General features: G+C 69.9%; 13 protein-coding genes. 1 reads left to right on the top strand and 12 read right to left on the bottom strand.

Annotation, left to right across the window (positions count from 1 at the left end; all coding sequences use genetic code 11):
• Window positions 1–10 precede the first annotated feature (10 nt).
• The 12 genes from lpxA to FF100_RS26620 all read right to left on the bottom strand — a co-directional run bounded on the left by lpxA (window position 11) and on the right by FF100_RS26620 (window position 13588).
• Window positions 11–829 carry an acyl-ACP--UDP-N-acetylglucosamine O-acyltransferase gene (gene lpxA / locus FF100_RS26675; RefSeq protein ID WP_139038792.1) on the bottom strand — a complete coding sequence of 273 codons (819 nt, stop codon included), beginning with the start codon at window positions 827–829 and terminating at the stop codon, window positions 11–13.
• Window positions 826–1281, bottom strand: a complete 456-nt coding sequence (gene fabZ / locus FF100_RS26670; protein ID WP_395413591.1) for a 3-hydroxyacyl-ACP dehydratase FabZ — start codon at window positions 1279–1281, stop codon at window positions 826–828. The genes lpxA and fabZ overlap by 4 nt, the downstream gene beginning before the upstream one ends.
• Before the next feature lie 136 nt (window positions 1282–1417).
• Window positions 1418–2473, bottom strand: a complete 1056-nt coding sequence (gene lpxD, locus FF100_RS26665) for a UDP-3-O-(3-hydroxymyristoyl)glucosamine N-acyltransferase (RefSeq protein ID WP_139038791.1) — start codon at window positions 2471–2473, stop codon at window positions 1418–1420.
• 155 nt (window positions 2474–2628) lie between these two features.
• Entirely contained in the window at window positions 2629–5169 is a 2541-nt protein-coding gene (gene bamA, locus FF100_RS26660) for an outer membrane protein assembly factor BamA (RefSeq protein WP_139038790.1), read from the bottom strand.
• 339 nt (window positions 5170–5508) lie between these two features.
• A complete protein-coding gene (gene rseP, locus FF100_RS26655) occupies window positions 5509–6669 on the bottom strand; it encodes an RIP metalloprotease RseP (RefSeq protein ID WP_139038789.1) in 1161 nt (386 codons plus the stop codon).
• A 130-nt stretch (window positions 6670–6799) separates the two neighbouring features.
• Window positions 6800–7963 (bottom strand): 1-deoxy-D-xylulose-5-phosphate reductoisomerase, encoded by a 1164-nt coding sequence (gene dxr / locus FF100_RS26650; protein WP_139038788.1) that lies wholly within the window; start codon window positions 7961–7963, stop codon window positions 6800–6802.
• A complete protein-coding gene (locus FF100_RS26645; protein WP_139038787.1) occupies window positions 7960–8838 on the bottom strand; it encodes a phosphatidate cytidylyltransferase in 879 nt (292 codons plus the stop codon). The genes dxr and FF100_RS26645 overlap by 4 nt, the downstream gene beginning before the upstream one ends.
• On the bottom strand, window positions 8838–9545 hold the full coding sequence (locus tag FF100_RS26640) for an isoprenyl transferase (RefSeq protein WP_246102403.1): 708 nt from the start codon (window positions 9543–9545) through the stop codon (window positions 8838–8840). The genes FF100_RS26645 and FF100_RS26640 overlap by 1 nt, the downstream gene beginning before the upstream one ends.
• 211 nt (window positions 9546–9756) lie before the next feature.
• Window positions 9757–10323, bottom strand: coding sequence for a ribosome recycling factor (frr, locus tag FF100_RS26635; protein WP_139038785.1), 567 nt, complete (start codon window positions 10321–10323; stop codon window positions 9757–9759).
• A gap of 129 nt (window positions 10324–10452) precedes the next feature.
• Window positions 10453–11196: a UMP kinase gene (gene pyrH, locus FF100_RS26630; RefSeq protein ID WP_139038784.1), complete on the bottom strand. Its 744-nt coding sequence runs from the start codon at window positions 11194–11196 to the stop codon at window positions 10453–10455.
• Window positions 11197–11451: 255 nt separating this feature from the next.
• Window positions 11452–12375 (bottom strand): translation elongation factor Ts, encoded by a 924-nt coding sequence (gene tsf, locus FF100_RS26625; protein WP_139038783.1) that lies wholly within the window; start codon window positions 12373–12375, stop codon window positions 11452–11454.
• Between the two features lie 163 nt (window positions 12376–12538).
• Window positions 12539–13588 carry a 30S ribosomal protein S2 gene (locus FF100_RS26620; RefSeq protein ID WP_139038782.1) on the bottom strand — a complete coding sequence of 350 codons (1050 nt, stop codon included), beginning with the start codon at window positions 13586–13588 and terminating at the stop codon, window positions 12539–12541.
• A gap of 286 nt (window positions 13589–13874) precedes the next feature.
• Here FF100_RS26620 and FF100_RS26615 point away from each other — a divergent pair, with 286 nt between their 5' ends.
• The gene (locus tag FF100_RS26615) at window positions 13875–14678 is read left to right on the top strand and encodes an ISAs1 family transposase (RefSeq protein ID WP_139038781.1); all 804 of its coding nucleotides are present in this window, start codon (window positions 13875–13877) and stop codon (window positions 14676–14678) included.
• The last annotated feature ends 22 nt before the right edge of the window (window positions 14679–14700 follow it).

Below are 14700 nucleotides of genomic sequence, written 5' to 3'. Positions count from 1 at the left end.
GCGGCGTCCATCAGGCGGGACCCGGGGCCTCGCGCGGCGTGCAGACCGAGCGCTTGCCGCCCTCGCGGATGAAGGCCAGGATCTCCTGCACGATCGGGTGCTGGTCGAACTCCGCCGCCACGTCCTCGACCCGCTCCATCAGGGTGCCTTCGAGGGCAAAGAGCAGGCGGTAGGCGCGGCGCAGGGCGTGGATCTCGTCGCGGGCAAAGCCCCGGCGCTGCAGCCCGATGATATTGAGCCCCGACAGGTGGGCGCGGTTGCCGACCGCCATGCCGTAGGGGATCAGGTCGTTCTCGAGCCCCGAGAGGCCGCCGACGAAGGCATGCGCGCCGACCCGGGCGAACTGGATCACCGCGGCGCCGCCGCCGAGGATCGCGTAGTCGCCGACCTGGCAATGGCCGGCCAGCATCACGTTGTTGGAGAACACGACGTGGCTGCCGACCCGGCAATCGTGGCCGACATGGCTGTTGGCGAGGAAGGCGCAGGAATCGCCCACCACGGTGGCGAGGCCACCGCCGGCGGTGCCGGGATTCATCGTCACGCCCTCGCGGATCTGGCAATCGGCGCCGATCGTCAGGGTCGAGTCCTCGCCGCGGAACTTCAGGTCCTGCGGCGGGTGGCCGATCGACGCGAAGGGGTAGATCCGGGTGCGCGGACCCACCGTGGTGCGGCCGGCCACGACGACGTGGCTCACGAGCTTGACGCCGTCGCCGAGCACCGCCTGCGGCCCGACATGGCAGAAGGGCCCGATCTCGACGCCGGTGCCGATCACCGCGCCGTCCTCAACCACCGCGCTCGGGTGGATGCGGGTCTCAGGGCTTTCGCTCATTCGGTCACCAGCATCGCGCCGATCTCGGCCTCGGCCACCAGCACGCCGTTCACCTTGGCCTCGCCCTTGAACCACCACATGAAGCGGCGGTTGCTGGTCTTGCGCATGTGGTACTCGACCACGTCGCCGGGCACGACCGGCTTGCGGAACTTCGCCTTGTCGATGGTCATGAAGAAGACCTTGCTCGGCTTGGCGTCGCCCTTAAGCTTGTGGGCGCAGCAGATCGCGCCGGCGGTCTGGGCCATGCCCTCGATCAGCAGCACGCCCGGGAAGACCGGGGCGGCCGGGAAGTGGCCGGTGAAGTGCGGCTCGTTGATCGTGACGTTCTTGATGCCGATGCAGCTCTCGTCGCGGTCGATCTGCACGATCTTGTCGATCATCAGGAACGGGTAGCGGTGGGGCAGGAGCTCCATCACCCGCAGGATGTCGGCCGTACCCAGTTCGGCAGGCATCTCGGTCATGGTGTCAGGCTCCCTCATGGCTGCCCCGGATCCGCTCCGGTCGTCGGTGCGCCGTCTTTGGCGAGAAGCGGCGCGGATGCAAGCTCTTTGCGGCGGGAGCGCGGCAAGGCGCCCCGGCTCCGCGGCCTCACCCCGCGCCGCCCTCGTCGCGGGAGCGCGCGGCGAGGTTCTTCAGCGTCGTCATCTCGCGGAACCACTCGCGCACGGGTTTCGCCGGAGTGCCGCCCCAGCGGGCGCCGGCCGGCACGTCCTTGTTGACGTTGCTCGATCCGGCGATCTGCGCGCCCATGCCGATGCGCAGGTGGCCCACCACCCCGACCTGACCGCCGAGCACGACGTAGTCCTCGAGCGTCGTCGAGCCCGAGATGCCGACCTGGGCGACGATCACGCAGTGGCGGCCGATGACGACGTTGTGGGCGATCTGCACCAGGTTGTCGATCTTGGTGCCCTCGCCCACCACCGTGTCGCGGCTGGCGCCGCGATCGATCGTGGTATTGGCACCGATCTCGACGTCGTCCTGGATGATGACCCGGCCGACCTGCGGCACCTTGAGATGGCCGCCCGGCCCCATGGCGAAGCCGAATCCGTCCTGACCGATGCGGGCGCCGCCATGCACGATCACCCGGTTGCCGAGATAGGCGTGCAGCACCGAGGCGTTGGCGCCGATCGCGCAGGCCCGCCCGATCCGCACGCCCGGTCCGACGACGCAGCCTGCCGCCAGCACCGTCCCGGCCCCGATCTCGGCTTCCGGGCCGATCACCACGCCGGGATCGACGATCACCCCGGGCTCGAGCCGGGCGGTCGGATGGACGAAGGAGCCCGGCGAGACGCCGGTGGCGCCGAACAGCGAGGTCGGGCGCGCCGCGCTCGGGAACAGGCGAGCCAGCACCTTGGCGAAACCCCGGTAGGGCTGCGGCGTCACCAGCGCGATCGTGCCGGCCGGCACTCGGGCGGCGAAGCGCGGCGAGACCAGGCAGGCGCGAGCCCGCGTGGTCGTGAGGGCCTCGGCATACTTGGCGTTGTCCATGTAGGCGAGGTCGTCCGGGCCGGCGCTCTCGAGAGGGGCGGCGGCGCGGACCACCACGTCGCCGTCGGAATCCGGCGGCAGGGTCGCGCCGGAGAGCGCCGCGACCTCGCACAAGGGGACGGGGCCCGCGAGGGGGAAGAAGACCGGTTCCGACATCACCTGCATCCGCTGGGGCACGCCCGCCCGTCGAAGGGGAGGGCGCCCGGACTAGCGGGTTGAGACGGTGGGTACAAACGAAAACGGCCGCGGGGCTCGATGCCCCGCGACCGCGGATCCGGTGCGGGCGCCGTCGGCGCCCGCCCGATGGGAGGTTAGAAGCGCGAGCCGCCCGAGAAGCGGAACGCCTGCGTCTGGTCCTTGCCGACCCGGCCGTAATAGGTGCCGTCCTGGCCGAAGATCTTCTGGCCCTCGTCCTTGCTGAGGGCGTAGGCGTAGTCGAAGCGGATCGGGCCGAGCGGCGAGTTCCACAGGATCGACGCGCCGACCGACGAGCGGATCGTGGGCTTGTCGCGGACGTTCACGCATTCCGGCTCGACGCCGATGGTGAGCGCGCTGAAGTTGCAGGCGCCCGTCGGGGCGGTGCCGTTGATGAAGCCGTCGCCGTTCACGTCGAAGGCGCGGCGGCCCTTGTAGCCGAACAGCGTACCGGCATCGGCGAAGACCGCGCCCTTCAGGCCGAGATCGCGGGGCAGGCCCCAGATCGGGAACTGCACCTCGACCGAGGCGCCGACATAGGTCGTGCCGCCGATCGCGTTCGAGCGGGCATCGACCGAGCCGACGTCGCGCGGGCCGATGCCGTTCGGCGCGAAGCCGCGGACCAGCGACGGGCCGAGGAAGAACTGGTCGGTGACGCGGAGCGCGTTGCCTTCGGTCGGCAGGACGTGGCCGCCCTGGAGCTTCACGAAGCCGACGACGTCCTCGTACAGCTCCTTGTAGTAGCGCGCCTCGCCGGTGACGCGGAAGAACTTCGAATCGCCGCCGATGCCGGCATATTCGGGCTTCAACTCGCCGTAGAAGCCGTTGCGCGGCAGCTGCAGGTTGTCGAGGGTCGAGTAGGCCAGGGTGACGCCGGCGAGCGAGGTCAGCGTCGAGCCGACCGCCTCCTTGAGGGCGATCGACGCCTCGCCGTCATAGGCGCAGTTCGGGTACTGGGCCAGGCCGCCGACGTTGCGGCCGTTGATGATCGTGCCCGGATCCCAGGTCTTGGTGTAGCCCGGGATCGGGAACGAGCAGTCGTTGTACGGCCGCTTGAGCGTGTTCGGGATCTTCAGGTCGGTGTTGTAGATCGAGTAGCGCAGCGTGATGCCGAACTCCTCGGTGATCGGCAGGCCGAGGCGGAGCTGGCCGCCGACCACGTCGGTCACGTAGCGCGAGTAGCGGGTCTGGTCGCTGTACTTGTTGAAGACGTCGAAGCCGGCCGCGAGGCGATAGCCGAGGAAGTACGGCTCGGTGAACGAGAAGTCGATGCCGCGGGTGTACTGGCCGGCGGTGCCGGCGAGGCGGACGTACTGGCCACGGCCGAGGAAGTTCGACTCCGAGACCGAAACCTCGCCGATGATCCCGTCCGCCGTCGAGTAGCCGCCGGCGACCGAGAACGAGCCGGTCGGTTGATCCTCGACGTCGATGTTCACGACGACGCGGTCGGGGGCCGAACCGGGCTCGTTGGAGAACCGGACCTTCTTGAAGAAGCCGAGGCCGTTCAGCCGCCGCTCGGCCCGGTCGACCAGCACGCGGTTGTAGGCATCGCCCTCGGTCAGGTCGAGCTCGCGCCGCACGACGTAGTCGCGGGTGCGGGTGTTGCCGCGCACGTTGATGCGCTCGATGTAGACCTTCGGGCCGTCCTCGACGATGTAGCCGAGGGCGACGGTGCCGGTGGCGCGGTCGCGCTCGCCGGTCGGGCGGACCTGGGCGAAGGGATGGCCGGCGCGGGCCACCGAGGTGGTGACGCCGGTCAGCGTCCGCTCGACGTCCTCGGCGTTGTAGACGTCGCCGACGCCGGTACGCAGCTCGTCGCGCAGCACCGTGCCGTCGACACCGGGGATGCGGGAATCGACCGCGACCGCGCCGACGCGGTACTGCTGGCCTTCCTCGACCGTGATGGTGATGATCCAGCCGCCGGCCGCATCGTCGAAGCGCGAATCCGCCGAGGCGATCCGGAAGTCGGCGTAGCCGTTCTTCAGGTAGTAGCGCCGGATCAGGTCGAGGTCGTTGGCGAGCCGGTCGGGATCGTAGACGTCCGAGGTCTTGATGAAGCTGAGGAGGTTCATCTCCGAGAGCGTCATCAGGTCCTTGAGCCGGCGGTCGGAATAGACCTGATTGCCGACGAAGCGGATCTCCTTGACGCCGGTCTTGTCGCCTTCGTCGATGGTGTAGACCACGTCGACGCGGCCGTTGGGCAGGTCGACGGTGCGCACCGCGATCTTGGCCGAGCCGCGGCCGGCGCGGCGGTAGACCTCGCGGATGCGCTCGAGGTCGGAGTTGATGGTCGCCTGGCTGTAGGGCCCGCGCGCCTTCGACTCGACGACGCCCTCGAGCGTGCCCTTCTCGACCTTCTTGTTGCCCTCGAACACGACGCGGTTGATCTGGTTGTTCTCGCGCACCGACACGACGATGCGCCCGCCGCTATGCGAGACGCGGACGTCCGAGAACATGCCGCTGGCGATCAGGTTGCGGCGGCCCTCCTCGGGCGACACGCCGACCACGTAGGAACGGACCGTATCCGGGTCGATCCGGGAATTGCCCTGAACGACGATCTGCTGCGCGAAGGCGCTGCCGCTGGCGGCGATGGTAGCGGCCATGACAATGGCGCCCTTCGCCGACGCACGCCGGCGCTTACCCGTCATCGACATCATAAATGGCCCGTCTCATTTTTTGTCGGCACGGGTTTGCACCCGCAGACGATCACCCTCTCGCGAAGGCGAAGTCCCCTGGTCCTAAGCCCCGCTTCTATCGGGAATCCCTGGCGAAGCAAACGCCACGCTCCCAGCAGACCGGGATTTTGCCCAGACGTTGCCTTCCTGTCACGGGCACCGGCCACGCTTTTCACAGGGCAGGGTCAGCGCGCCATGAATGGCGGGACGCGGCGAGCGCCCCGGAATGGCACGCATTTGACGAAAATTGATGGGATTCACGCGAAAGAGCCGCCCGCGCGGCGCGGACGGCTCTCTCGGAACGCGCGGAGGGATCCCGCCTCAGGTGCCGCGGTTGAACGCGGCGCCGATGTGGAGAATGTCGTTCCAGGTCGCGAACAGCATCAGCATCAGCACCAGGGCGAGGCCGATGCGGAACCCGATCTCCTGCGCCCGCTCGCTCAAGGGGCGGCCGCGGACGATCTCGACCGCGTAGAACATCAGGTGGCCGCCATCGAGCATCGGCACCGGGAACAGGTTGATGAGCCCGATCGAGACCGACAGCACCGCGATCAGCCCGACCAGGGCGCCGATGCCGCCGATCTTCGCGGCCTGGCCGGAGACCCGGGCGATGCCCATCGGGCCCGAGAGCTGGTCGGCGGATTCGCGGCCGGTGATCAGCTTGCCGATGTAGCTGAAGGTGCGGTCGACGACGAAGTAGGTTTCGGCGACGCCGATCTTCAGCGAGTCGAGGGCGCCGTAGCGCACCAGCTTGACCTCGGCGGCATCGCGCGGGCCCTGGATGCCGAGCCGCCCGATGCGCTGGGTGCCGAACGGGGTCTTGTCCTCGAAGGTGTCCGGCGTCGCGGTGAGCGGGGTGGTGACGCCGCCGCGCTCCACCGTGAAGTCGAGCCGGTCGCCGGCCGCGCCGGAGACGGTGCGCTGCATGTCGGCGAAGTTGTGGATGGCGCTGCCGTTGATCGTCAGCACCACGTCGCCGGCCTGGAAGCCGGCGCGCTCGGCGGCGCTGCCGGGCTGCACCGCCGAGACCCGGGGCGCCACCTCGTAGCGGCCGGTGGCGTAGATCGCACCGGCGAAGACCGCGATGGCGAGGAGGAAGTTGGCGACCGGCCCCGCCGCCACGATCGCGACCCGCTTCCAGACGTTCTGGGCGTGGAAGCTGATCGCCCGCTCGGCCGGGTTCATGCGCGCCGCCGCGTCGCTGTCGGGCACGCTGGCGCCGTTCATGTCGCCGACGAACTTGACATAGCCGCCGAGCGGGATCGCCGAGAGCTTCCAGCGCGTGCCGCGGCGGTCGTTGAAGCCGACGAGCTCGGGCCCGAAGCCGATCGAGAAGCTGGTCACCCCGACGCCGCACCACCGTCCGACCAGGAAGTGGCCGAGCTCGTGGATGAAGACCACGACGGTGAGGACGAACAGGAACGGCACGATGTAGCCGAGCAGGTTCGTCGTCGCACCGCCCACGACGTTGAGCAGATCCATGATCACCTCGATGCGGCGCGGCGGGCCCTCCCTGGCCCGGCGCGGCCGCCTAATCCTTCTCTCCCTCCATACAGGCTCGCGGCCCCTGCGAACAGGGCGCGAAACGTCCGAGGGTTAACTTAACGGAAGCTTAAGCGACGAGCGCCTCGGCGCTCCAGCCGCGCACCTCGGCGTCGATGGCGAGGGCCTCCTCGACATCGGCGGGGGCTGCGGGGAAGCGGGCCGCGAAGTGCTCGCAGGCCCGCTCGACCAGGGCGGCGATGTCGTAGAACCCGATCTTCCCGGCGATGAACGCCGCGACGGCGATCTCGTTGGCGGCGTTCATCACCGTCGGCTGCGCCGCCCCGGCGGCGAGCGCGGCCTTGGCGATCCGCAGGCACGGGAAGCGCTCCTCGTCCGGGCGCTCGAAGGTGAGGCTGCCGACCGCCGCCAGGTCGAGCGACCGGCCGCGGGCGATCGTCAGGCGCTCGCCGAGCCCGAGGCAATGGGCGATCGGCACCCTCATGTCGGGCAGGTAGAGCCCCGCCGTCACCGAGCCGTCGCGCCAGGTGACCAGGGCGTGGACGATCGATTGCGGGTGAACAACGGCGTCGAGGCGCTCGGCCTCGATGCCGAACAGGTGATGGGCCTCGATCAGCTCCAGCCCCTTGTTCATCAGGGTGGCCGAATCGATGTTGATCTTCATGCCCATCGACCAGGTCGGATGGGCGGCCGCGTCGGCGGCGCTCGCCGCGGCGATCCGCTCCCGGCTCGCGGTCCGGAACGGTCCGCCCGAGGCGGTGATGGTCATCCGGGTGACGTCGTCGATCTTGCCCTCGCCGACCGACTGCTCGAGCGCGTTGTGCTCGGAATCCATCGGCAGGATGCGGGCGCCGAATTTCTTGGCGTCGCGCATGAAGGCGTCGCCGGCGCAGACCAGGCTCTCCTTGTTGGCGAGGGCGACGGTGCGGCCGAGCCGGATCGCCGCGCAGGTCGGCGCCAGCCCCGCCGCTCCGCTCACCGCCGCCACCACGAGGTCGGCGTCCCGGGTCGCCGCCTCGATCACCGCCGAGGGGCCGGCGCCGCAGGCGATGCCGGAGCCCGACAGCGCGTCGCGCAAGGCCGGGCCGGAATCCGGATCGGCGATCGCCGCGAACTCGGCATTCAGCTCGCGGGCGACGCGGGCAAGGGCCTGCGCATCGCGGCCGCCCGCCACGGCGCCGACCCGGAAGCGGTCCCGGTGCTGGTCGAGCAGGTCGGCGGTGGAGCGCCCGATCGAGCCGGTCGCGCCCAGGACGGAGACGGTAAGGGTCATGGATGTCCCGTGAAGGTGAGGCCGACGAGCAGGAGGCCGGCGAGGAGGGCCACGGCGAAGAAGCCGTCGAGCCGATCCATCACGCCGCCATGGCCTGGGATCAGCCGGCCGGAATCCTTGGCGCCGTAGGCGCGCTTGAGCGCTGATTCGGCGAGGTCGCCACCCTGGCTCATCACCGAGGCGATCGCCGACAGCGCGCAGGCGAGGGGAAGCGACAGGGCCTCGGTGGCGCCGAGATGGCGCGCGCCCGCGGCCACCGCGCCGCCGACGATCGTCGCGCCGATCAGGCCGCCGCAGAAGCCCGACCAGGTCTTCTTCGGGCTCACCGCCGGCCACAGCTTCGGCCCGCCGAGGGACCGGCCGGTGAAGTAGGCGGCGATGTCGGTGGTCCAGACGACGCCGAACAGCCAGAGCGGGCCGGCGAGCCCGATGCGCGGATCGTCGCGCAGCAGCACCGGCACCAGTGCGACCACGAGGGCGCAGGCGAGGCTGAGCGGCGCCCAGATCCGCCCCGGGGCCGGACGGGCGAGCAGCGTCAGGGCCGCGAGGCCGAGGACGACCGTCCCGATGAGCCAGGACTGCGCGACCGGCAGCCGCGCGCCGGCGACCACCCCGGCCAGCACGAGCCCCGCGATGGCGAGCAGCGGCCGGTGCGGCGCGGTCCGGGTGATGGCGAGCCACTCGCCGACCACCGCGAGGCCGGCGAGGAACCAGATCACCGCGAAGATCCAGCCGCCGTTGAGGGTGGCGCCGAGCACCAGGAGGCCGAGCACGATGCCCGACACCGTCCGTGCGCCGAGCTCCGTCGCGGGCCAGGCCGGACGGCCGGCGGGCCTCTCGGCGCCCGGCGGCTTCGTTCCGTCGGAGCCCGTCATCAGCCCGCCCGGGCGCTGAGGCCGCCGAAGCGGCGGTCGCGGCTCTGGAACTCGCCGATCGCGGCGAGGAAGGCGGCGTGGTCGAAGTCCGGCCAGAAATCCGGCACGAACACGAACTCCGAATAGGCCGTCTGCCAGGTGAGGAAGTTCGATACCCGCTGCTCGCCCGAGGTGCGGATGACGAGGTCGGGATCCGGGATGCCGTCGGTGTCGAGCGCCGCGGTCAGGGCCGCGGCGTCGATCGCCGCCGGCGCCAGGCGCCCCTCGGCCACGGCCTCGGCCAGCTTTCGCACGGCGCGCAGGATCTCCTGGCGCCCGCCGTAATTGAACGCCACAACCAGGGTCAGCTTGGTGTTGCGGGCGGTGCGCTCCTCGGCCTCGCACAGGAGGCCGGCGATGTCGCCCGGCAGGCCGTCGCGCTCGCCGATGATCCGGACCCGCACGCCGTTGGCGTGCAGGTCGGCGAGGTCGCGGCGCACGAACAGCTTGAGCAGGCCCATCAGGTCGGCCACCTCGGCGGCGGGCCGGCGCCAGTTCTCGGACGAGAAGCTGTAGATGGTGAGGTAGGGGATCCGCAGGTCGATGGCCGAGCGCACGGCCCTGCGCACCGCCTCGACGCCGCGGCGATGGCCCTCGACCCGGGGCAGGCCGCGGCGGGCGGCCCAGCGGCCGTTGCCGTCCATGATGATGGCGACGTGGGTCGGCATCGTCCCGGAGGGGGCGGCCGCGCCCGGCGCGGGACCGGGCCCCGCCGCCGGCTGGCCCTCGCTCTCCCGGCCCGCGGCCTGGCCTGCCTCCAGCAGGGTCACCGTCTCGCTGTCGCCTGCCATGCTGGCCCCGACCCCGGCGGAGCCGCTCGTCGACCCCGCGCTCCCCACGCGCTCTTCCAAGTAACCCCGCAAGTCATGCCGGTCCGTATCAGACCTGCATGATCTCCTTCTCCTTGGAGGCCAGGGTCTGGTCGACCTCGGCGATGTGCTGGTCGGTCGCCTTCTGTACCTGGTCGGCCTGACGCTTCTCGTCGTCCTGGCTGATGGCGCCGTCCTTCTCGAGCTTCTTGAGATGGTCGAGACCGTCGCGGCGGACGTGGCGGACCGCGACGCGGGCCTCCTCGGCGTATTTGTGCGCGACCTTGACCATCTCCTTGCGGCGCTGCTCGTTCATCTCGGGGATGCGCAGGCGGATGGTCTGGCCCTCGGTCATCGGGTTGAGGCCGAGATCGGATTCGCGGATCGCCTTCTCGACCGCCGCCACCATGCCGCGGTCCCAGACCGAGACGCTGAGCAGGCGCGGCTCCGGCACGCTGATCGTCGCGACCTGCGCCATCGACATCGCGGCGCCGTAGGCGTCGACCTGGATGGGATCGAGGAGCGAGGGGGTGGCCCGCCCGGTGCGCAGCGAGCCGAGATCGTGCTTGAGCGAGTTGATGGCGCCCTGCATGCGCCGCTTGATGTCGTTGAGGTCGAAGGGGGGAGGGGTAGCCATTCCTGCGCGTCCCGAGGCGTCGTGAGAAGAGGGGAAGGAGGCCGAACCCGGCAGGGCCCGCCCCGATCGGGCTTCAATGAACCAAAACCCGACCTGCCGCAAATCGTCAGGACGGGCGTCCGTTCCGGGCTACGGCGCCACCAGGGTCGAGGGCGCGGCGCCGGTGAGGATCGCCGTCACCGAGCTCGGCGCATGGACCGAGCCGACGATCAGCGGGAGGCCGCCGTCGCGGGCGAGCGCGAAGGCGGCGGTATCCATCACCTTGAGGTCGCGGGCGATCGCCTCGTCGTGGCTCAGCCGGTCGTAGCGCACGGCATCCGGGTTGGTCTTCGGATCGGCGGAATAGACGCCGTCGACCTGGGTCGCCTTCAGCACCGCGTCGCATTTCAGCTCGGCGGCGCGCAGGACGGCGGCGGTGTCGGTGGTAAAGTACGGGTTGCCGGTGCCGCCGGCCAGGACCACGACCTGGCCCTTGTCGAGGTGGTGCAGGGCCGGCTGGCGGGCATAGGTCTCGCAGATCGTCGGCATCGACACCGCCGACATGGTGCGGGCGGTGACGCCGGCGGCGTTGAGCGCGGTCTCGAGCGCCAGCGAGTTCATCACCGTCGCCATCATGCCGAGGGAATCACCCGTGGCGCGGTCGATCCAGCCCGCCGCCGACACCCGGGCGCCCCGGATGACGTTGCCGCCGCCGACCACCAGCGCGATCTCGAAGCCCTTGTCCACCGCCCGGGCGATGTCGTCGGCGAGCGCCGCCAGGGTCGGCGGGTGCAGCCAGTAGCCGTCCGGGGCGGCGAGCGCCTCGCCGGAAAGCTTCACCAGCACGCGGCGGAAGGCGGTCGAGCTTTGCTCCGGCAGGGGATTGTCCGGCATGGGGGCTCCTCTGGCCGCCCGTGGGGCAGCCACTGTCGGCGTCACGTGTCGTTACGAGTCGGCCCGGGTTCTAGCCTGTCGATCCCGGCCCGTCGAGGCGCCGGAAGGCCGGAATCGGTACGCCCGTCAGCCAGGATCCGGCCAAGAAAAAGGGGGCCCGCACGGGCGGACCCCCTTCTCGACCGTCGCGCGATGCGCGGGTCGGGCCGCTCGGCCCTCGATCGTGCAGCGCCTGTTCGTTCAGCCCTTGGCCGTTCAGCCCTTGGCCGCCGCGGCGACCTCGGCGGCAAAGTCCGGGGCCTCTTCCTTCTCGATGCCCTCGCCGAGCGCGTAGCGGACGAAGCCGGTGAGCTTGACCGGGCCGCCGGCCTTGCCCTCGGACTCCTTGAGCACCTGCGAGACCGTCTTCGACGAGTCGTGCACGAAGGGCTGCTCGAGGAGGGTGACCTCCTTGTAGTAGCTCTTCAGGCCGCTCTCGACGATCTTGGCCATCACGTGGTCCGGCTTGCCGGCGTTCTTCTCGCGCAGGATGTTGCTCTCGCGCTCGACCGTGGCGGCATCGACGCCCGAGGCGTCCAGCGCCACCGGGTTGGTCGCCGCGACGTGCATGGCGATCTGGCGGCCGAGCTGGCTGAGGAAGGTCACGTCGCCGGCCGATTCGAGGGCGACGAGAACGCCGATCTTGCCGAGGCCCTCGGAGACCTGGCCGTGCACGTAGCTCGCGATGACGCCCTTCTCGACCGAGAGCTTGGCGACACGGCGCAGGGTCATGTTCTCGCCGATGGTGGCGATCAGCTCCTGCAGCTTGTCCTTCACCGTGGTCTCGGCGCCCGGGAACTTCGCGGCCTCGAGGGTCTCGATGCTGTCGCCGGCCTGGAGCGCGAGCTTGGCCGCTTCGCGGACGAAGGCCTGGAAGCCGTCGTTGCGGGCCACGAAGTCGGTCTCGGAGTTCACCTCGAGCACCGCGGCGTGGTGGCCGGCGGACTCGACCGCGACCAGACCCTCGGCGGCGACGCGGCCGGCCTTCTTGGCGGCCTTAGCAAGGCCCTTCTTGCGCAGCCAATCCACGGCTGCCTCGAGGTCGCCGGCGGTCTCGTTGAGGGCCGACTTGCAATCCATCATGCCCGCGCCGGTCTTCTCGCGCAGCTCCTTGACCATCGCTGCCGTGATGTTGGCCATCGTGGGATCCTCTCGATTGGCGCCCCGGCGCCACATGGGGGCGATGCCACCTTGGGGCGACGCCGGTCGGCGGATAAAGGGAACCCGGCGCCGTGGCGGCGCCGGGCTTGGAAGCGTCAGGTCCGCAGGGCAAACGCGCCCCGCGTGAGATCCGTGCCGGCGGTTACGCCGCGGCGGCGGCCTCGACGAAGCCGCGGGCCTGGTTCACCCAGCCGTCGCGGTCGATGCGGCCGTTGAGCTTCAGGTCGGCATCGACCTTGGCGATGTCCTCGGCGCTCATCGCGGCGATCTGCCAGTAATGGTAGATGCCGGCGTCGTTGAGCTTCTGCACCAGCTGCGGGCCGACGCCCGTCAGCTTGGTCAGGTCGTCCGGGGCGCCGCGGGGGGCGGCCAGCAGCTCGAAGGGCTCGCCGCTATAGGGCTCCGAGATGTCGACGGTCGCGACCTCGGGCTCGTTGGCCAGCGCCGGCAGCTCCTCGGCCATCGGCTCGTCGGACTCGCCGAGGTCGATGCCGAGCGCACCCTGGCCGCGGGAGATGCCGTCGATCGCCGCGCGGGCGACGAGGTCGCAGTAGAGCGCGATGGCGCGGCCGGCATCGTCGTTGGCCGGAACCACGTAGGTGATGCCGTCCGGATTGCAGTTGGTGTCGACGATGGCCGCCACCGGGATCTTGAGGCGGTTCGCCTCCTTGATCGCCAGCTGCTCCTTATTGGTGTCGATCACGAACAGCAGGTCGGGCACGCCGCCCATGTCCTTGATGCCGCCGAGCGCCTTCTCGAGCTTGTCCTTCTCGCGGGACAGCATCAGGCGCTCCTTCTTGGTGAGGCCCTGGCCGCCGCCGGCGAGGATCTCGTCGACCTTGCGCAGGCGCTGGATCGAGCCCGAGATGGTCTTCCAGTTGGTCAGCGTGCCGCCGAGCCAGCGGGAGTTCACGTAGTACTGGGCCGAGCGCTTGGCCGCGTCCGCGATGGTGTCGGCCGCCTGGCGCTTGGTGCCGACGAACAGCACCCGGCCGCCCTTGGCGACGGTGTCGCTCACCGCCTGCAGCGCCTGGGCCAGGGCCGGCACGGTCTGGGCGAGGTCGATGATGTGGATGTTGTTGCGGGTGCCGAAGATGTACGACTGCATCTTCGGGTTCCAGCGGTGCGCCTGGTGGCCGAAGTGGGAGCCGGCCTCGAGCAGCTGGCGCATGGAGAAGTCGGGAAGGGCCATGGTCTCTTGTTCTCTCCGGTTGTCACCGCCGCGGAGGAAGCGACCGACGCACCGAGGGAATTGCCGAGAGACAAGAACCAGGAGGCGACCGGCCACCGGAAGCGCCTCATTCAGGCATGAGGCCGGCTCCGCGTGTGGGATGGGCGGGCCTTTATCCGATCGGGGGCGGGATGGCAAGGCGGCGCCCAATCGGCGCAGGGCAATCGCCTCAGCGCTGGAGCGGGTTTGAGCTGCGCGCGGATGAGGATCGTGTTTCAGGAGGGGCCTGGCGCTCTGCGAGGCCCCCATGCCGTCATCGCTGTCGATCCTCGACCATTTCTCATCTCTGGGAGACCCGCGCCAGCATTGGCGGGTGATCTACCCGCTGCCCGAGATCCTGCTGCTGGTGTTGTGCGCCACGCTCTGCGGCATGGGCGACTTCGTCGAGATCCGGCTGTGGGGCGACCAGCGCCTGGACTTCCTGCGTCGCTTCCTGCCCTACGCGCGGGGCCTGCCCGCTCACGATACCCTCAACGACGTCATAAACGCGCTCAAGGCCAACCGTCCCGCCACCCACGATGCCGTCGTGCGCGTCTTTGCCGATTCCAGCGACATGATCGTGGACACTCACGAGACGCTCGACAACGATCATGGCCGCCTCGAACGCCGCCGCGCCAGCGTATGCCATGACGTGAGTTGGCTGACCTCGGATCGCCGCTACCCCGATGAGCCGCACATGCCTCATCTGGCGATGGTCGGCATGATCGAGACGCAAGTCGAACGCGCTGGTCGGATCGAACACGAGCGCCGCTACTATCTCTCTTCAGCGAGGCTCGACACCAAGACCTTCGCAGCTGCCATGCGGGCGCACTGGCAGATCGAGAACCGCCTGCACTGGGTGCTCGACGTCGTCTTCCACGACGATCTCGTGCGGCTGCGGACCGGATCAGGCCCGCAGAACATGGCGGTGGTGCGCCATATGGCCATCAACCTCGTACGCACACCGTACGACCGCCACAGCCTCAAGGCCCGCAGAAAGCTCGCCAATCTCATTCCCAACTACCTCGAAGCCCTGCTCCGACACACACCCGCAGACCCTTCAAAAAGCTGAAGCGATTCCCCTGCCAATCGGC

Origin of the sequence: Methylobacterium terricola, from assembly GCF_006151805.1 — a bacterium.
Taxonomy (GTDB): Bacteria; Pseudomonadota; Alphaproteobacteria; order Rhizobiales; family Beijerinckiaceae; genus Methylobacterium; species Methylobacterium terricola.
Note: the sequence above shows the minus strand (reverse complement) of the source record. Positions and strands in the feature narration are given on the sequence as shown.